This is a genomic window from Hymenobacter sp. (assembly GCF_031398885.1).
Classification (GTDB): Bacteria; Bacteroidota; Bacteroidia; order Cytophagales; family Hymenobacteraceae; genus Hymenobacter.
On sequence record NZ_JANNOD010000091.1, the window covers coordinates 102931 to 121514 of the forward strand.

Here is an 18584-nt window from a genome sequence, read left to right on the forward strand (position 1 = left end):
GTACGCGAAAGGCGCAACCACCGTAGCTCCGCCTCTGTGGGCTGACTACGCCGCCCACCACCGCCTTGTGAGGAGGCGGAGGAGTTTAAACCCGCGTGGTCACAAGGGGATTACCCCTCCGTCCGCGCCCCAACAACGCCGCGGGGCTTGGCCGCTAAGCCAGAACGCCAGGCCCTTCCCGCGTGGGAAAAGCCTGGCGTTTGAGCCGCGTGGAGCGAAGCTATTCTTTCACCAGTCGCTTGGTGAACTGCTGTCCGTCGGTGCCGCGCACCAGCACAATGTAGGTGCCATTGGCCATGGTCCGCAAATCGAGCGGAACCGGAACCGCGGTGCCACCGTCGCCGGTGGTCGTCAGCACCTGGCGGCCCACGTTATCCAGCACCCGCACCTGGTAGGTGCCGGTGGGCAACTGGCCCAAGTCGAGCTGCGTGAGGGCGGTGGCGGGGTTGGGGAACAGGACAATGGCCGGAGCCGCCGCCTTGCCAAACTGCACCGTTTGCACCGACGAGAAGCTGCTGGTGCCGTCGCGGTCCACCTGCCGCAAGCGGTAGTACACCAGCCCGGTGGCTTTGGTACCAATCCCGGCGTCGACGTGGGAGTAGGCCGTGGCGTTGGTACTGGTGCCTTGGCCCTCCACGCGGGCGAAGGTGGCGAAGGTGCGGCCGTCAGCGCTGCGCTGTACTTCGAAGTGGTCGTTGTTCAACTCGCTGGCGGTGCGCCAGGTCAGCTGCGCATCCACGGCGCGCACCACCTTCACCCCGAAGCTGACCAGCTCCACGGGCAGGGGGCGGTTGTCAATCGGAATTACGAAGTTGGCGATGTTGTCGCTACCGGCGCCGCTGTCGTCGGTGGCCGTGTAGGTGAACGAGACTTCGGTCTGGCGGCCGGCAACGGGGTCGAAGAACAACTGGCCGGCCTGCGCCAACGGAATCACCTGCCCCGGGATGACGGGGATGCTGTTCAGGTACAGAATGCCGTCGGCGGAGATGGGCAGGGTCTGAATGGTAAAGGATTCCAGGGGCGGGCCGGCCGTCACGGTGCCGCTCAGCGGCGCGATGCTGGTGAGGGCCGCAGAATTACTCAGCGTTCGGTTTCTTACGTTGTTGGCCAGCAAACCCTTGGCGCAGGTGCCGAAGTACAGGTCGTCAAGGCCGAAGTCGTTGCCGCCGGGAGCCTTGTTCACGTCGCGGATTTCGATAACGGCCGTGGTGTTGGGTCCCGAAAACCACAAGTCCGAGAACTGGACATAGCTGGGGGTTGTGCCAAGGGTGGTCACGCTTGAGGTCGACTTGCCGTTGATGACGAAGCCGAGCTGGGCCGGGCTGCCGGGGTTGATGCTGTTGGCGTAAGCCGAGAAGCTGTAGTACGTGTTGGGCCGCACCGTGATGGTCTGCTGGTACACGACCGACAAGTCCTGGTCGCCGTTCACCATCATGAACCGGTCGCCGGCCCCGGTGCGGCCGGTGCCTTGGAAGTCGCCGTGGTAGTAGCTGGCGTCAGTGTCCACCGCGTACAAGCCTTCGGGATACAGCCCTCCCCCCCCGACGCCCGGGCCCGTTACCTGGACGGCCGGGCGCGGCACAAAGCCGTAGGTGGAAGTGAAGCCCGTGTTGCCGCTGGTGAAGCTGGGGTTGGTCAGTTGGTTGTTGCCGGTGCCGCTGGTGCACACCAGTCTGGAGTCATACACATTTAACGCCACCCGCGATACGTTGGAGCAGGGCGGGTTGGCCGTGGACACGCACACCTGATAGGTGAAGCTGTCGGCGCCCAGGTAGCCGAAGTTGGGGGTATAGGTGTAGCTGCCATTGCGGTTGAACACCAGCGTGCCGTTGGTCGGCCCGGTCACCAGCGTGGCGACGAAGTCGTTGTCGGCCAGGTTGGCGGGGTTGGCATCGTTAAGGATGATGTTGCCCGACTTGGAGGAATTGCCCGGTACTTCGTTGCTGTCGTCGTTGGTCACGAAGAAGTTGCCCGGCGTGACGTTCACGTTGAGCGTGAACTGGTCCGGGGCCGTGTTGGCGCCCTGGCTGGTAGTCGTGCCCACGGTGCTCAGCAGGGAGTTGGCGCCCTGGGTGGTCGGCGAAGTGAACGTGAACGTAAACGTGTTGCCGGTGCCGCTGTTCAGCACCGGCACCGTGCCGAAGTTGATGGTGTTGGTACCGCTGTTATAGGAAGCCGTGGAGGGCAGCGCCGCTTGCTGGGCGGCCGTCATGCTGGCGCCCGTGGGCAGGCGCACCGTTTGGGTCACCTGGGTGGCCGCCTGCGGGCCGTTGTTGGTGAAGGTCGCCGTAAACGTGCCCGACGACACGCCCGCGCCCAGCGTGGTGGGTCCGCTCAGGCTCGTGGTCACGTCGGCCACCGGGCCCACCACCGGAATGGTGTAGGTGGCCGGCAGGTTGGAGGCGATGCCCGCGTTGTTGATGGCGAAGAATGTGAAAGTGGCATTACCGACAAAGCCCGGCTCGGGGTCGAAGCTGAGGGCGGCGGCCTGGGCCGCCGTCAGCACCTGGCCCACCGTCACGACGGTGCCGCCCAGGTCGAGATAGAGGATGCCGCTGGCGGCCGTGGGCAAGCTGGCGATGCGGTAGTTCGTCACCGAGCCGCCGGGGTTGGGGTCGGAGCCGGCCAACGATTGGATGACCGTAGGGCCGTTGGTGTTGGGCATGGCCGGCGAGTTGGTAACCGCGATGGCCGTGGGCGGCAGGGCAGTGGGCCCGGCGCACAGCGCGCTGCTGGGAATAATCTGGCGGCTGATGCCCGCGCCCGCGGTGCTGCTGTACTCCAGCGTGAGGGTGTTGCCGCCCCCGGCTTCGCCGTAGTACACGAGGATGTTGTGCAGGCCCATCGAGAGCGTGACGGTGGCTTGCACCAGGCGTGGCGCGTGGGCCGTCCCGTTGTTGATGGTGGCGTTGGCCAGGGTGGGAGCCAGGGCGGCGCCGTCGAGCCACAGGTAGGAGGCGTCGTCGGAAGTCAGGTAAAACGTGTAGGCGCCGGCCGTTGGAATATACACGCCGCCGCGGTGGCGGGCCGAGAAACCGCTGGGGTTGGTGGGGTCGCCGCCTTCTGCGGTGGCCGGCGGAATGATGTTGCCCCAGCCGTTGGGGGCCGTGGTGCTGGTGCTCGCAAAGTTCAGCTGCGGGTCGATGCGCGTCAGGCCCGGCGTGGTGCTGCCGAAGAAGGCGAGGTCGTCGTTAAAATAGCCGGGGTAGTAGTCCGCCGACAAGCCGCTCGACGATGCCCCGCCGCCGTAGGCCGGCCCGCAACCCACGGGCGAGGCCGGGGCCACCAGCGGAATGGTGTACGTGGCCGAATTGGTGCTGAAGCTGCCGTTGCTGTCGGTGGCTCCGTAGGTGAACGTCACGTTCTGGGTGGTGGTGCCGGCCGGTGTGTAGTACAGCTGGCTGGCCTGCGCCGGGGTCAGCACCTGGCCGGCGGCGGCCAGGGGACCGGAGGCGCTGCCCACCCGCAGCGTGCCCACGGTGGGCACGCTGCCAAGGGTAAACGACGCCACCGTGGCACCGGCTGGCCCGTCAATGGTGGCGCTGAGGGGACTAATGAGCGTGGCGTTGATGGTGGCCACCGTGCTGACGCTGGCCGTCGTCACGTTGTTGGCAATTAGCTGGGGGTTGGGTGCCTGGGCCACCAGCGACATATCGTCGAGGCCAAAGTCGTTGCCGTTGGTGTCCAGGTTCAGGTCGCGCAGCCGCAGTATCAAGCTCGTGCCGGCCCCGGGGTTCACGGTCACCGTGTTCAGCTGCCAGTTGCCGCCGTCGTTGGGGTTCGTAAAGACGGGGCCCACGTCCACGCCGTTGGCCGACACCTGGATGCGGGCCTTGCTGGCCGGAAACGCGTTGAGCAGCCAAAACGAAAACTGATAGGGTTGGTTGGTCGTCAGGCCCGTTACGTTTCGCTCCCACACGGTGATGGCCGTAGTGGCCGCGTCCACTATCATGTAGCGGCCGGTGCCGGTGGTATGGTCGCCGTAGCTGTTGGGAAAATTGGGGTTGTAGGCCTTGTTGTCGAAGCCGACGGTGTAGGTGCCCGCGCCCGGATTGGGGCTGGGACCGGGCGGCGGCACGAAGGTGTAAAGCGAGCTGAAGCCAGTATTACCCGCTTCAAAATCTGGATTTGGAAGCAGGTTTTGGGCCGTTACGGGGGCTGCGGCGAGCAGCGCGCCCAGCAGTAGTGTCCAGAAGGAATAGAATAGGTGTCGTTTCATAGATTCTATGATTTAAAAACGTGGGGGAGAGTGGAAAATCAGAAGTAATGCGGGGGTTAAACAAAAACGAGCTTTTGCATTATTTACTGGGCAGCACGAAAACACCTTTAACTGCACCCTTCCGCACAAAGCTGTGAAAAGATGCGCTGAACTTTAAAGTCGGCGGTTTAAACCACTGCAAATGAAGCAAAAAATGCTGATGATGTTGACATAGTTGCCATTAAGTTTATAATTTAAGGGGGGTTTTGAGACCTATAAGTGGTGATTTATTCTCAATTTTTTGAATTATATATGGATAATTTCATCAGGGCCATAATAGCTAATAGTCGGCAATCTTAGGGACACTTGGGGTGGGAGGCGGGAGCTTATTTGGCATAAGCCACTGGTTAGCAACGGCAGCCTCTGGGCGTGACTGCCAGCCGAGAGCCGGGGCAAGCAACTTCATGGTCACTTCGCACCCGTTTCGCTGAACAAGCAAGTCATATAAACGCGGAAACCCCGAAAAATCCCTACCTGATGCGTGTGAAGGGGCTTTTCGGGGTTTCCATCATCTAAAAGTCTGAGCCGCTTATTGGACTCGAACCAACGACCTGCTCATTACGAATGAGCTGCTCTACCAACTGAGCTAAAGCGGCTTGTTTACCAACCAACGGTTTTGGAGGGGCAGCAAAGATAAGCACCGCGCCGGAAGCCGCGCAACCCGCCCCCGCAGAAACTTCAGCCGCTCAACGGTAAAATCCGGGGCGGTCAGGCCCCTGTTTTCTCGCCCGCGCCGCAGCGGCCAGCCCGACCAGGAGCCACTGGCCGGGGTCGTGGCCGTAACAGCGCCAGCCAGGCACCAAATGCCTGCCAAAACATGTTGCCCCGCCAACCGTCAACCAGCGCGGGTTGTACCTTGCGGCGGCATTTACGTTAGTGACTGTATGCGTTTCTGGCTTATCTTAATTCTGGTGTTTTTTGCGGTGCGCTACGTGCTGCCCATCGTGTTGCGGCTGGTGCTGGCGGGTTTCGTGCGCAAGCAGATGCGCAACGGCGGCTTCGTGGTGCCGCAGGCGCGGCCGGGTGCCGCGCCCGCCCCCGGCGAGGTGCGCGTGGAATACGTGCCGCCCACCGCGCCCAAAAACGAAAAGCCCCGGGAGACCAAGGGCGGCGAGTACGTTGATTTTGAGGAGGTGAAGTAGGCGCGAAGCAAAGGATGAGGACGGGGTGGTGAGGCCGCCGAGCGGTTGCCATGGTGCAGCAGCGAACCCGCCGGGGCGCCAACGCGCGCACGATGCGGCGGCAAACGGAGGGCGCCGGACTGGCGCCTTCGCGTGGTTCTACTGTACCTTCGGGCACGTTTTTGTGTCTCCCTCAATTTGCCCGGATGGCTGCTGTTGCTTTAGGTTCTTCTGTTTCGTCCGCGCCGGGGTGGCAGCGGGCCGCGCCGCACGCGCTGGCAGTGCTGTTCTTCGTGGTGCTGGCCTGCGTGTACTTCGCGCCCATCGTGTTCGACGGCAAAACCCTGGCCCAGCACGACATCACGCAGTTCCAGGGCGGGGCGCACGAGGCCCAAGAGTACGCCAAAGTCATGGGCAAGGAGGCGCTGTGGACCAACTCCATGTTTTCGGGCATGCCCACCTACCTCATCAGCCTGCATTTCCCGGGCGACTGGTCGGGGTACTTGCAGCGCGTGATGACGCTGGGCCTGCCCGCCGTGGTGGCCAACCTGTTTCTGGCGCTGCTCTGCGGCTACATTCTGCTGGTGGCGCTGGGCCTGCGGCCGCTGGTGGCCGTGGCGGGCGCCGTGGCACTGGGCTTCTCGAGCTACAACCTCGCCATCCTGGCCGCGGGCCACAACACCAAGAGCATTGCCCTGGCCTACGCGCCCCTGGTGCTGGGCGGCGTGCTGGTGGCCTACCGCCGCGACAAGTGGCTGGGCGCGGCCCTGTTTGCCGTGGGCCTCACGCTGAACGTGCGCGCCAACCACCTCCAGATTACCTACTACCTGCTGCTGCTGGTGGCCATCCTCGGCGTGGTGGAGCTGGTGGCCGCGGCCCGCGCCGGCCGCCTGCCGGAGTTCCTCAAGCGCACGGCGCTGCTGGGGCTGGGCGCGGCCCTGGCGGTGGGCGTGAGTTTCGGCCGCCTCTACACCACGCTCGAATACAGCAAGTACAGCAATCGCGGCCGCACCGAGCTGAAGAGCCCGGCCCCCGCCGCGCCCGGCCAGGCTCCGGCCGCCGCCAACCCCAACGACGAAAGCACGGGCGTCGACCGCGACTACGCCTTTCAGTACAGCTACGGCGTGGGCGAAACCATCACGCTGCTGGTTCCCAACTTCTACGGCGGGGCCAGCCAGATGCCGCTCGGCGCCGGCTCCCACCTCGCCAAGGCTGGCCTGCCCGCCGAGTACCTGGCCGCCATGCCCACCTACTGGGGCCAGCAGAGCTACACGGCCGGCCCAGTGTACATGGGCGCGGTGGTGGTGTTCTTGTTCATCCTGGGGCTGTTCGTGGTGGACCGGCGCACGCGCTACTGGCTGCTGGCCGGCACCGTCCTCTCCATTTTGCTGGCCTGGGGCAAAAACTTCGAGACCTTCAACTACCTGATTTTCGACCTACTGCCGGGCTACAACAAGTTCCGGGCCGTGAGCATGGCCCTGGTCATCGCACAGTTGGCCATTCCTATTTTGGGCGCGCTGGCCTTGAGCCGGGTGCTGGGTGGGGGAATTAAAAATGAAGAATTAAAAATTAAAAATGCTGCGGTAGGAGGAAAAGGAGGCCCAGCGGAAGACGACAGCCGACTTTTAATTTTTAATTCTTCATTTTTAATTCAAAAGCTGCTTTACGCCGGCGCCATTGCGGCGGGCCTGTGCGTGCTGGCTTACCTGGCCAGCTTCGGCTTCGACTTCGCGGCGCCCATCGACGGGGAGCTGACCAAGCAGGGCTTCACGCCCGAGCTGCTGGGCGCCTTGCGCGCCGACCGCGCCGACCTGCTGCGCAACGACGTGTGGCGCGGGCTGCTGCTCATTGGGGCGGCGCTGGGGGTGCTGTACTTCCACCTCCGGGGCCGGCTGGCGGTGGTGCCGGCCGCGGCCCTCATGGTGGGGCTGGTGCTAGTTGACCTCTGGGGCGTGGACAAGCGCTACCTGGGTGAGAATAAATTCCAGCGCGAAACCATTGCCCAGGAATTTCAGCCCACCCCGGCCGACCAACTGATTTTGCAGGACCACGACCTGAGCTACCGCGTGCTCAACCTGCAAAACCCCTTCAACGAAGCCCAGACCTCTTACTTCCACAAGAGCATCGGCGGCTACCACGGCGCCAAGCTGCGCCGCTACCAGGACCTGATTGAGGGCCAGATTTCGACCAATAACCAGCAGGTGCTCAACATGCTGAATACCCGCTACCTCATCACCGGCGACGCCAAGCAGCCCGTGCAGCGCAACCCCGGCGCGCTGGGCAACGCCTGGTTCGTGAGCGAGGTGAAAACCGTGCGGAGCCCCGACGAGGAAATGGCGGCCCTCGGCACCCTGAGCCCCGCCACCGTGGCCGTGGTGGACGCCAGCAAGTTTCCGCAGCAGCAAGCAGCCACTTATAACATCACCGGCTCCACCATCGCCCTGACCGCCTACAGCCCCGACGAGCTCAAGTACCGCTCCAACGCGCCCCGGGCCGGGCTGGTGGTCTTCTCCGAAATTTATTACGCCGACGGCTGGCAGGCCTTCATCGACGGCAAGCCGGTGCCGCACCTGCGGGCCGACTACGTGCTGCGCGCCCTGCCCGTGCCCGCCGGCGCCCACACCATCGACTTCCGGTTCGAGCCCAAGTCGTACGCCCTGGGCAACGGCGTTTCGCTGGCGGCCAGCGTTGTCTTGCTGCTGGTGCTGCTGGGGGCCGGCGTGTACGCGGTTCGGCGCAGGCCCGCGCCGGCGGGCGTGGGGGAGCCGGCGCTGGCGTAAACCCCACCACCGGACGCCGAGTTAGTTAAGAGTTAAAAGTTGCGAGTTGAAAGTTTAGGTCTTGCGCACTTCCAGCCCCAGCGGGGCGGCATGTCGGTAGCAAACCCTAGCATTACGGCGCAAAGCCCCGGCGGGGCGGCACTCAGGGGGCCGCCTGCCGAGTGTCGCCCCACTGGGGCTTTGTTCTCACCAAGCACTACTTACTACCGACATGCCGCCCCGCTGGGGCTGGAAGTGCGCAAGCCCTGAAGTTGAGAGTTGAAAAGTATACGGCCAACTTTAACTTTTAACTCTCAACTTTTAACTGACTATTCATGTCCTTGCCTGCCTCGCTGCTTCAGGAGCTGCCGGAGCCCGTAGCGACGGCCCGGGGCGTGCGCCTGCTGCTGTGGCGCGACGACCTGGTGAACCCTGACTTACCCGGCAACAAGGCCCGCAAGCTCAAGTATAACCTGGCCGCCGCCCGACAGCAGGGCCACCACACGCTGCTGACTTTTGGCGGGGCCTACTCCAACCACATTGCCGCGGTGGCCACGGCTGGCCGGCTATTTGGCTTCCGCACCATTGGCCTGATTCGGGGAGACGAGCCGGCCGCAGACGGCGGCCCGGCTCAGCTCAACCCCACCCTGGCCCAGGCGGCGGCCGACGGCATGGCCCTGCACTACCTCGACCGCGGCGCGTACCGGCGCCGCGCGGCGCCGGAGTTTGTGGCGGAGCAGTCGGCGCGCTTCGGGCCGGCCTACCTGCTGCCCGAAGGCGGCACCAACGCCCTGGCTTTGGAGGGCTGCGCCGAGCTGGTGGCCGAAATCCGGCAGCACAGCGAATTCGACGCGCTGGCCGTGGCGGTGGGCACGGGCGGCACGTTGGCCGGGCTGCTCACGGGCCTGGCCGGCCAGCACCGGGCCCTGGGCGTGGCCGCGCTGAAAAACGGCGGCTTCCTGCGCGCCGAAAGTGACGCGCTGACCCAGCAGGCCACCGGCCGCACATTCGCCAACTACGCCTTGCACACGGACTACCATTTCGGCGGCTACGCCAAATACTCGGCGGATTTGCTGGCCTTCATTCAGCAGTTTCAGGTGCGGCACGGGGTGCAGCTCGACCCCATTTACACGGGTAAGCTGCTGTTCGGCGTGTTGGATTTAATTGGGCAAGGCCGTTTCTCGCGCGGCAGCACCGTGGTTGCCATCCACACCGGCGGCCTCCAGGCCTGGGCCGGCTGGGAGAGACGCTTTGCTTAATGAGGAATGAAGAATGAGGAATGAAGAATTGGAAACTGGTAAACGAGGCATAAATTCCTCATTCCTCATTCCTCATTAAGCGCAGCGTCCACGTTACCTCCAGCGCGGCCAGCACGAATACTGCGGGCAACACCGGTGCCAGAAACCGCACGTCCCAGTCGTCGACCGTGAGCATGATGATAGCCGTCTGGAGCAGGAAAATGGCGGCCAGGAAGACCCGCGCCGGGCGCCAGATAACGGCCCGCCGGGCGCCTTGGGCCGCCAGCCAGTAGGCTGGCCACAGCACCAGTACGCCGGCCGCGCGGTGCGCCAGCGAGTAGTGCGGCTTGAGGTAACTCACGAATACGAAGAGCTTGCCCAGCATCAGGCGGCCGAGGTAGGCGGGGTTGTGGGCGGCGAAGTACAGCACCCGCGCCACCGGGCCAGTGCCGTTGGGCGGCATGTCCAGCGGCTGGGCCTGATGCACGGCCCAGAGCGGGTAGCGGAAAATGAGCTCGCCCCGCTGGTAGGTGTCCATGAGGTAGTAGGTGGCGAGCTGGTGGTTGAGCGCGGCCCAGAGCAGCGGCGCCAGCAGCACCAACAACAGCAGGGCGGCGCGCCAGGGCCGGCGGTTGGGCGCGCGGCGCAGGGCGTCCAGGCCCGCCAGCCCGGCGGCCAGGCCCACCATGAAGCCATTGGGCCGGGCCAGCGCCGTGAGAGTCAGGGCCACGAGCAGCCAGGCCCAGGCTTGGGGCCGCCCGCTTCGCACCCGCGTGAAGGCGCCGAACGACAAAGCCACCAAGCTGATAAACAAGGACTCGGTCAGCAGAAAAACGTTGAATTGCTGAATGTCGGGCCAGGCGACGAAGAGTAGCGTGGCCAACGCCGCCGCGCCGCGCCGGCCGCCCGCCAGGCGGCGCGTGCCCTGGTAAATAGCCCGCGTGGCCAGCGCCGCTACCGCCATCTGGCCCGCCACTATGCCCCACCAGCCCAGGCCCAGCGCCAGCCAGAAGCTTTGAAACAGCGGATACAGCACGTAGCGCAGGTTGTGGCCGGGCTCGAAATAGCCGCACTCGGCAATGTTGGCGGCGTAGGCCAGGTAGCGGCCGCTGTCGTTGGCCGCGTGCGGGCCGTGGAAGCGGGCCAGAAACGCCAGCTGCGCCAGCCCCCAGAGCCCCGCCAGCAGCGCCGGGTGGTGCGGCCACAGGCGCCGGCCGAGCCCACGAAAAAGGTGCAACACGCGCATACCTCGCAAAGCTAGCCCGCCGCCCGGCCGAACGCCGCCGCCCGGCCCCCGTACTTTACCGCCTATGAACCTCGTCCGCCTCGTCCGCCGCCTGTTGCCGCTGTTGTTTCTTGTGGGCCTGGGCTGGTTCCTGTGGCGTAAAGTCGGCCCCACGCTCGCCGGACTGGACCCGCTGGGCACCGCCGCCGGCCCCCAGGTCACCGTCACCCACAACACGGTGCTGACGCAGGTGGAAGCCCTGGGCCGGCTGGAGCTGGTGCGCTACCGCTTCCGGGACGTGGTGGAGTACAAGCGCCGCCAGTACCGCTTCCTGCCCGAATCCAAAGTGGCCCTCATCGTGGGCGGCGAGGCGGTGGGCTGCATCGACTTGCGCAAGCTCCGGCCGCAGGACGTGGTGCTGGAGGGCGACTCCGTGGTGCGCGTGGCCCTGCCGCCGCCGGAGCTCTGCACTTTCCAGATTAAGCACGACCAAAGCCGCGTCTTCAACACCGAAAACGGCTTCTTTCAGGATGCGGAGCTGGTGGACGAGGGCTACAAGTACGCCGAAGCCCAGGTGCGCAACGCAGCCCTGCAGTCCGGCATCCTGGCCGAGACCCAGCGCAACGCCGAGCAGCTACTCGTGCCCCTGCTGCGCACCCTCACCGGCCGGCGCGTGGTGCTGGGGGAGCAGCTGCGCCTGCCTGCGCCGGGACTCAAGCAGTAGCGCGCAGTGTGGGGTTTTTGAGGCCCATGCAAGATTGAGAACAACCAGAACGGTCATGTTGAGCGCAGTCGAAGCATCTCTCCCAGTTAAGTAAAATTGTCGTAGGGCATCGATAGGGTCTGGTCACGAAATGGGGAGCGCCTCGATTGTCTGCTTAGATAAGCGCCGTGAGGCTTGGGCAAGTCGTTATGAGGTTCCTCTCTGCCGTTGTCTCGCTGCTCGTTTACCCCACCGCATCCCGGCCCCCGAGAGGCAGAGCAACCCAATATTAATCAGTATGGCCGCTGCAAGGGTGCGGTCTGTTTTGACGGGAATGTTGTGTCCGCTCCCGTGGATAAGGAGCCATAGGAAGCCCAAACCCAACAGGGACAGAGACAGCAACACCAGTAGAATATACCAAGCCGTTCTCATTCCGTCTCTTGCGTTCGCGTTTTAGGCAAAGTAACCCTCGTTTGGCTTCGGACCGTTTTGCTGAATCAACTTGATTACCCCTGCGGGAGAGATGCTTCGGCAAGCCTAGCATTACCGTCCTTTTAACCAAATTGTCGTTTTAGGCGCTACTCATCGTCTTCCGGCGCTTGGCCCAGGTCATCGAGCGCCATTTTTATCAGGTCCTGCTCGTAGCCCTTGCCGGTGAGGTACTGCGAAATTTTTATGCGGCGCACGCGCGGGTTCTGCTCCTTTTCCTGGCGGTCCTTCTTTTCCATCACCTCCACCAGGTTCTGGTAGTATTCCTCGCCGTCAATCTCCTTCAGGCCAGCCTTGATGCAGTACTCACTGATGCCTTTCTGCTTGAGCTCCTGCACGATGCGGCGGCGGCCCCATTTCTTCTGGCGATAGTGCCCGCGCACGAACGCCTGGGCAAACCGCTCCTCGTCCAGCAGCTTTTCGCGGCTGAGGCGGATGATGATTTCGCCGGCCTCGTCCTGGTCCAGGCCGTACGTGCGCAGCTTTTGCTCCACTTCTTTCTGGGTGCGCTCCTGGTAGGCGCAGAAGGCGGCAATCTTTTGCAGGGCCTCGCCCGGCGTGTACTGCTTGGGCGTTTTGTCGGGGCTTTTGAACATGGTAAAATCAATGAGCAGTGAGCAATGAACAATGCCCGGGCATCTTCGTTGCCTGTACCGCACGAGTGGGCCAATATTGCGCACAGATTTCTCTCACTGCTCATTGCTCACTGTTAATTGAAAATTGAAGTACCCCCCGGCGTCCGCCAGATGCTGCTGAGCACCGTGCTCTTCGCGGGCATGTACGCCTGCGTGAAGCAGCTGCACCACCTACCGGCGCTGGAAATCATTTTCTTTCGCTCCATTTTCTCCATCGGGGCCAGCTACGCGGCCCTGCGGCGGCTGGGCGTGGCCCCGTTTGGCAATAATCACCGTTTGCTCATCAGCCGGGGCAGCACCGGGGCTCTGGCCCTCGCTTGCTACTTCGTATCGCTGCACCACTTGCCGCTGGCCACGGCCGTCACGGTGCAGTACCTGGCCCCCATTTTCACGGCGGTGCTGGGCGTCTGGCTGGTGCGCGAGCCGGTGCGCGGCTGGCAGTGGGTGTTTTTCGGGCTGAGCTTCGGCGGGGTGCTGCTGGTGCAGCAGGGCGGCCCGGCCGGCGGCACAGCGGCCGGGCCGGCGGGCGCGGGGCTGGCGTTTTTGGCCATCGGGGTGCTCGGCGCGCTGGTGTCGGGGCTGAGCTACAACGCCATCCGGCGGCTGCGCGGGCGCGAGCATCCGCTGGTCATCGTGTTCTACCTCCCGCTGATTTCGTTGCCGCTGGCCGCCGTGGCCTGCCTGTTCGACTGGCAAACGCCGCGGGGCACCGACTGGCTCTGGCTGCTGGCCTGCGGCGCCTTCACCCAGGGCGCGCAGCTGACCATGACCCGCGCCTACCAACTGGAGCGCCTCAGCCGGGTGGCCCCGCTCAATTACCTGGGCATGTTCTACGCCCTGGGGCTGGGCTACTGGTTCTTCGCCGAAACCTTCGGGCCGCTGGCCTACGGTGGCATGGCGCTGGTGCTGCTGGGCGTGGGCTTAAACGCCTGGTACACCACCCGCGTGGACGCCCGCGCCGCCGCCCTGCCGCCGGCCGGGGAAGTAGTAGCCTGAGCCGTAAACGGTTTTTCGTTAATTGCTTACGCAGGCGGCATCAGGGTATCTGCTTAGACCCCATCCGAAAAATACTTTCGCTGCTAAAATCCCGTCATGCTTCGGCAAGCTCAGCATGACGTTCAATTTGTTTTTCGGATAGGTTCTTAGATTGCTCCGGGTTTATACCCATTTTCAGCGATTGGGAAATCAAAGGAAGAGGTGCGGGCGTAGGAAGCGAAAGTTTTTCCCACTCATCCCCTTCCGTTTTTATGCACAACCCCCAACCTATTCCGGTGGCTCCGGCTGCTGATTCCGGCCCCGGCCTGGCCAGCCCGGTGGCGCGCCGTTCTTTCCTGCGCTACACGGGAGCGGGCCTGGCGGCCGGCGGCCTCTGGCTGGCCGGCTGCTCCGACGACGAGGACGACCCCAGCGCCGGCCTCCTCGACGTGGGCTCCGGCGACATCGGCATTCTGAACTACGCCTACGCGCTGGAGCAGCTCGAAGCCGCGTTCTATACCCAAGTAGTTAGCGGCGCGGTGGGGTCCTATTTTGCCGGTGCCAGGGAAGAGGTAAAAGCCATTTTCAGAGACCTGCGCGACCACGAAGTCATTCACCGCGACTTTTTTAAAGCGGCCATCCCCGTTGCCCAACGGCTCAAAGACCTCACCCCCGATTTCAGCACCATTGATTTTACGGTGGGTATCGCGGCCGCGGGCGCGGCCAAACCGGGCGTGCTCCAGGCCGCCATGGCGTTTGAGGACCTGGGCGTGGCTGCTTACAACGGCGCCGGCCGCTTCATCACCGACGTGAGCTACCTCACCCTGGCGGGCAAAATCGTGTCGGTCGAAGCCCGGCACGCGGCGCTTATCCGCGAGCTGATGACGCCCAACAGCTTCGTGTCCGACGACGTGGTGGTGCTTTCCGGCGCGAACCCCACGGGCACCGAGCGCTCGAAGCGCCCGCCGGTGGTGCTCGAAACGGTCAACCGCTACCTGGCGGCTGACTCCAAGCTCAGGGCCACCAGCTTCGCCTAGAGCCCGTCCGAAGCCCCTCCCTTTCCACTTCGCATCATTTCGCATCATGGATTTTTATCAAATTATCAACGACATCGCCAAGGTTGACCCCGAGGTCTACGACCGATTCGACTCGCGCCGCGCCGCGTTCCGCAACTTCCTGGGCTTTGGCAAGAAAGTATCGGCCGCGGCCATTCCCCTGGCCGTGAGCACGCTCTTCAACAAGGCGTACGGGCAGACCGCGCTGACCCAACCCGTGGTCGACACCCTCAACCTGGCCTTGCAACTGGAATACCTCGAATTTTATTACTACGACACCGCCCTGAAGTCGCCCGGCTTCCTCAACCCCGAACAGACCCGGGCGTTTGAGATTATTCGCAACGACGAGCAACTGCACATCAACACGCTACGGGGCCCTTTGGGCGCGGCCGCCATCACCGACCCCACCCGCGCGGGCTTCGACTACACCGGCTCGCAGACCGGACGCCGGACGCCGCTGTTTCCTTCGCTCGGGCCCGTGTTCACCAACAATGCCGAGTTCCTGACCGTGGCCCAGAACTTCGTCGACACCGGAGTGCGCGCCTACAAGGGCGGCGCCGCCAACCTCATCAGCGTGAAGGACATCCTAGAAGTGGCTCTCAACATCCACTCCGTGGAAGCCCGGCACTCCTCGCGCATCCGCCTGTTCCGCCGCGGCGGCATTCAAAGCACCACCACCGCGCCCAAAAGCTGGATTACGCCCGACGAGACGCCCGGTGCCCGCCCGCTGCCCAACAACGGCGTGCCCGGCACCGCGCCCACGGTGAGCCCCTACAGCTCCGGCGTGCCCACTGCCACGTTCCCCGCCGAAAACAACGTCACCCAGGGCGCCGCCCCCGGCGTGAACGTGCAGACGCTGGTGCCCAGCGGTGGCTCGGCTACGGCCGGCGCCGAGGCCTTCGATGAGCCGCTTGACGCGGCCACGGTGAAGGCCATTGCCAAAAACTTCGCGGCCAACCCGGCGGTGCTGTTCAACTGAGGTGGTTCTGAATTCTTCAGCAAAAAAGGCAGCCCCGGTGGCTGCCTTTTTTGCTGGGGCCAAAGCTTCCGCGCCAGTTGAACGTCTCCGCGGTTAGGGAACAACCATTCGGCCCGAACCGGCATCAGTTGGGGGAGGTTGTAATTTGGTCGGGCCTTTCGTTTCTGCCCCTTGCCGTTTTTATGTCATTGAATACGTTGCGCCTGTTCGCCGTTTTGCTAGTATTAAGCGGGTTGCCTGGGCGCAGCCACGCCGGCATCATCCGGGGCACGGTGAGCGGGGCCGACAAGGCCGGGCTGGCGTTTGCCAACGTGGCGGTGCGCGGCTCGGCCACCAGCACGGGTTCCAACGAGCAAGGGGAATACCAGTTGCGGCTGCCGGCGGGAGCATACGAGCTGGTGTTTCAGTACGTGGGCTACCGGCCGCAAATCCAGGCGGTGCGCGTGCTGGGTGGCGACTCGGTGCTGACCGTGAACGTGGCCCTGCAGCCCGAGGCCTACAACCTGGGCGAGGTGGTGGTGAAGTCCACCGACCGCGACCCGGCCTACGCCATCATCCAGCAGGCCCAGCAGTGGCGGGCCTACCACCGGCGCGAGGTGGCCGCCTACCGGGCCCGCATTTACATCAAAGCCCTGGGCCGCATCAACGAGACGCCGGGCAAGGTGCTGGGCCTATTCAAGCTGGGGCCCGACATCAAGCCCGGCATTTTCTACCTCTCCGAGAGCCTGTCCGACATCAGCTTCACCCAGCCCAACACCATCAAGGAACGCATGTTATCGAGCCGCATAAGCGGCGACTCGCGGGGCATCAGCTTCAACCGGGCCAGCGCGGGGCGCAACCTGGGCTTCTACGAAAACCTCATAAAGCCGGCCTTTTCGGAGCGCGGCTTCGTGTCGCCCATCGCGGCCAACGCCATGCTCTTCTACAAGTACGAGCTGGTGGGCAGCACCCCGCGGGGCGGCGAGGTGGTGCACAAAATCCGGGTGATTCCGCGCCGCCGCACCGACCCCGTCTTTTCGGGCTTCATCTACATCGTGGATGCCTCCTGGCGCATTCACTCCGTGGACCTCAACCTGGACAAGGACGCCCAGATTGACTACGTTGACGACCTGCACATTGCCCAGCAGTACGCCCCCGCGCCGGGCAACCCCAACGTGTGGCTCATCCAGTCGCAGCAGGTGCGCGCCAACCTCTCAGGTCTGGGTTTCAAGGGCTCGGGCTACATCACGGCCGTGCTGTCGAACTACGCCAACGTGGTGCCCACCTACCCCGCGCCGCCCACTGCCAAGGCCCCGCCCGTGGTGCCCGAGGCCCGGGACGACGCCCCCGCCGGCCAGGAAACCGCCGCCCAAATCCGCAAGCGCAAGCCCGACCTGCGCGGCCTCAACGCCCAGGTGCGCAAGCAGGTGAAGCGCGCCCAGCGCGACTCCGTCAAAGCCGACCCTTTCGCCCAGATGCCGCGCGGCCAGGTGCAGCTGGTGGAAAAAGGCGTGAACGAGCGCGACTCGTCGTACTGGGACGCCGTGCGCCCGGTGCCGCTCACGGCCGAGGAGCTCAAGGACTACCGCGTGAAGGACAGCTCGGAGGTCATCCGCCGCTCGCGCCCCTACCAGGACTCGATGGACCGCAAGCGCAACAAGTTCGAGCCCATCAACTTGCTGCTGGGCGGCTACACCTACCTCAACACCTTCCGCAAACGCTCGGTGACGGTGCTACCCGTGGCCCAGATTTTTCAGTACAACACCGTGGAGGGCGCCGTGCTCAACGCCCAGGCCACGTTCAGCCAGCGCACCGAAACCCGTCAGTTCTTCACCCTCACGCCCACGCTGCGCTACGGCTTTAGCAGCGAGGAGCTAAACCCCAGCCTGGCCGCCACCTGGCAGCTGCACCCGGCCAAGCTCCAGCAAATCAGCGTGGCAGCGGGCCGCACCATCGAGAACTTCGACCGCAACTCGCAGCTCACGCCGGCCATCAACACGATTTATACGCTGTACGCCAACCGCAACTACGCCAAGCTGTACCGCCGCGACGGGGCCGAGGTCACCTACCTCACCGAGCCCGTCAACGGGCTGAACCTGCGCGCTGCCGCCGGCTACTTCGACCGCCGCGAGCTAGCCAACACCACCGTTGAGCTCATGCGCGACGTGCCCGGCCGGGCCTTTACCGCTAACCAGCCGGTGAGCGAGGAGCTGCCCGGGGGCACCGGCTTTGGCCGCAGTCAGGTGCTGACCGTGGGCCTGTCGCTCGACTACCGGCCCGGGCAGCGCTACATCAGCCGGCCCGACGGCAAGTTCAACCTCGGCTCGAAGTGGCCCACCTTCAACGTGCAGGGCCGCCTGGCCGTGCCCGACGTGCTGGGGGCCGACGTGCGCTACCTGCTGCTGCAAGCCGGCGTGCGCGACAACCTGCCGCTGGGCTTGCTGGGCACCAGCAACTTCCGCGTCAACGTCGGCGGCTTCGTGGGCCGGCAGCAGGGGATGACCTTCGCCGACTACCGCCACTTTTCCGGCAACCAAACCATCCTGACGGGCAGCTTCAGCAACTTCCAGCTGCTGGATTACTACCGCTTCAGCACCAACAACACCTACCTCGAAGCCCACTACGACCACCACTTCAACGGCTTCTTCCTCAACAATATTCCGCTGCTGCGCAAGCTGAAGTGGCAGGAAGTAGCCTCGCTGAATTACCTGCGAACCGCTCGGGTGGGCCACTACGTGGAGCTGGGCGTCGGCATCGAGCACATCCTCAAAGTGGTGCGCGTAGACTTCTACGGCGCCCTGCAAAGTGGCGAGCGGGTGGGTACGGGCCTGCGACTGGGCTTCGGATTCTAGGCTTTTAGCCTGCCTGCGGGAGAGGGCCAGCTGGATTGACTACTAACCGGCAGCGCACGAGCGTTCCGCCGCGCTCCGGTTGCTGGTGGCCCGGCGCTTTGTTTCTGAGGGCCACGTTTTTCGCCGCCCTTCGCGCCCCAGTTGGTCCTACTTTGCGGGAGCATCCTTGCCCGCAAATAGCCTTGCAAGTAGTCGCGCATGAATTAAGCGTACGTCCGGCCCCGCAAACCTCACCCCCGGCCCCACTCCCGCGGGGAGGGGAGGCAGCCGACAGGTAAAGTTTGGTTTGGTTTGGGTACCCACACCGCGGGGGAGG

At 64.3% G+C, this 18584-nt stretch carries 11 protein-coding genes and 1 tRNA gene; 8 read left to right on the forward strand and 4 right to left on the reverse strand.

From position 1 onward, the window contains the following. Nucleotides 1-220: 220 nt before the first annotated feature. Nucleotides 221-4219 carry a cadherin-like domain-containing protein gene (locus tag RMO51_RS17425; protein WP_310396763.1) on the reverse strand — a complete coding sequence of 1333 codons (3999 nt, stop codon included), beginning with the start codon at nucleotides 4217-4219 and terminating at the stop codon, nucleotides 221-223. A 562-nt stretch (nucleotides 4220-4781) separates the two neighbouring features. Continuing rightward, nucleotides 4782-4854: transfer RNA gene (locus tag RMO51_RS17430), tRNA-Thr, on the reverse strand. A 288-nt stretch (nucleotides 4855-5142) separates the two neighbouring features. Here RMO51_RS17430 and RMO51_RS17435 point away from each other — a divergent pair. The 3 genes from RMO51_RS17435 (at nucleotide 5143) to RMO51_RS17445 (ending at nucleotide 9397) form a co-directional block, all read left to right on the forward strand. After that, on the forward strand, nucleotides 5143-5400 hold the full coding sequence (locus RMO51_RS17435; RefSeq protein ID WP_310396764.1) for a DUF4834 family protein: 258 nt from the start codon (nucleotides 5143-5145) through the stop codon (nucleotides 5398-5400). 185 nt (nucleotides 5401-5585) lie between these two features. Next, nucleotides 5586-8159 (forward strand): YfhO family protein, encoded by a 2574-nt coding sequence (locus RMO51_RS17440; protein ID WP_310396765.1) that lies wholly within the window; start codon nucleotides 5586-5588, stop codon nucleotides 8157-8159. Between the two features lie 314 nt (nucleotides 8160-8473). Next, nucleotides 8474-9397: a pyridoxal-phosphate dependent enzyme gene (locus RMO51_RS17445; RefSeq protein ID WP_310396767.1), complete on the forward strand. Its 924-nt coding sequence runs from the start codon at nucleotides 8474-8476 to the stop codon at nucleotides 9395-9397. Nucleotides 9398-9455: 58 nt separating this feature from the next. On the opposite strand, the gene RMO51_RS17450 is transcribed toward RMO51_RS17445, so the two are convergent. Beyond that, a complete protein-coding gene (locus RMO51_RS17450; RefSeq protein ID WP_310396769.1) occupies nucleotides 9456-10616 on the reverse strand; it encodes a glycosyltransferase family 39 protein in 1161 nt (386 codons plus the stop codon). A 70-nt stretch (nucleotides 10617-10686) separates the two neighbouring features. Here RMO51_RS17450 and RMO51_RS17455 point away from each other — a divergent pair, with 70 nt between their 5' ends. Further along, nucleotides 10687-11325 (forward strand): DUF4230 domain-containing protein, encoded by a 639-nt coding sequence (locus RMO51_RS17455; RefSeq protein WP_310396770.1) that lies wholly within the window; start codon nucleotides 10687-10689, stop codon nucleotides 11323-11325. A gap of 557 nt (nucleotides 11326-11882) precedes the next feature. Here RMO51_RS17455 and RMO51_RS17460 read toward each other — a convergent pair. Then, complete coding sequence (locus RMO51_RS17460) at nucleotides 11883-12389, reverse strand: regulatory protein RecX (RefSeq protein WP_310396774.1); 507 nt, start codon at nucleotides 12387-12389, stop codon at nucleotides 11883-11885. Nucleotides 12390-12506: 117 nt separating this feature from the next. Between RMO51_RS17460 and RMO51_RS17465 the strand changes: the two genes are divergently transcribed. The 4 genes from RMO51_RS17465 (at nucleotide 12507) to RMO51_RS17480 (ending at nucleotide 18268) form a co-directional block, all read left to right on the forward strand. Then, nucleotides 12507-13424 (forward strand): DMT family transporter, encoded by a 918-nt coding sequence (locus tag RMO51_RS17465; RefSeq protein WP_310396775.1) that lies wholly within the window; start codon nucleotides 12507-12509, stop codon nucleotides 13422-13424. A gap of 251 nt (nucleotides 13425-13675) precedes the next feature. Then, the gene (locus RMO51_RS17470; protein WP_310396776.1) at nucleotides 13676-14440 is read left to right on the forward strand and encodes a ferritin-like domain-containing protein; all 765 of its coding nucleotides are present in this window, start codon (nucleotides 13676-13678) and stop codon (nucleotides 14438-14440) included. 46 nt (nucleotides 14441-14486) lie between these two features. Further along, nucleotides 14487-15437 carry a ferritin-like domain-containing protein gene (locus tag RMO51_RS17475; protein ID WP_310396778.1) on the forward strand — a complete coding sequence of 317 codons (951 nt, stop codon included), beginning with the start codon at nucleotides 14487-14489 and terminating at the stop codon, nucleotides 15435-15437. 233 nt (nucleotides 15438-15670) lie between these two features. Next, nucleotides 15671-18268 carry a DUF5686 and carboxypeptidase regulatory-like domain-containing protein gene (locus RMO51_RS17480; RefSeq protein ID WP_310396780.1) on the forward strand — a complete coding sequence of 866 codons (2598 nt, stop codon included), beginning with the start codon at nucleotides 15671-15673 and terminating at the stop codon, nucleotides 18266-18268. Nucleotides 18269-18584: the final 316 nt, after the last annotated feature.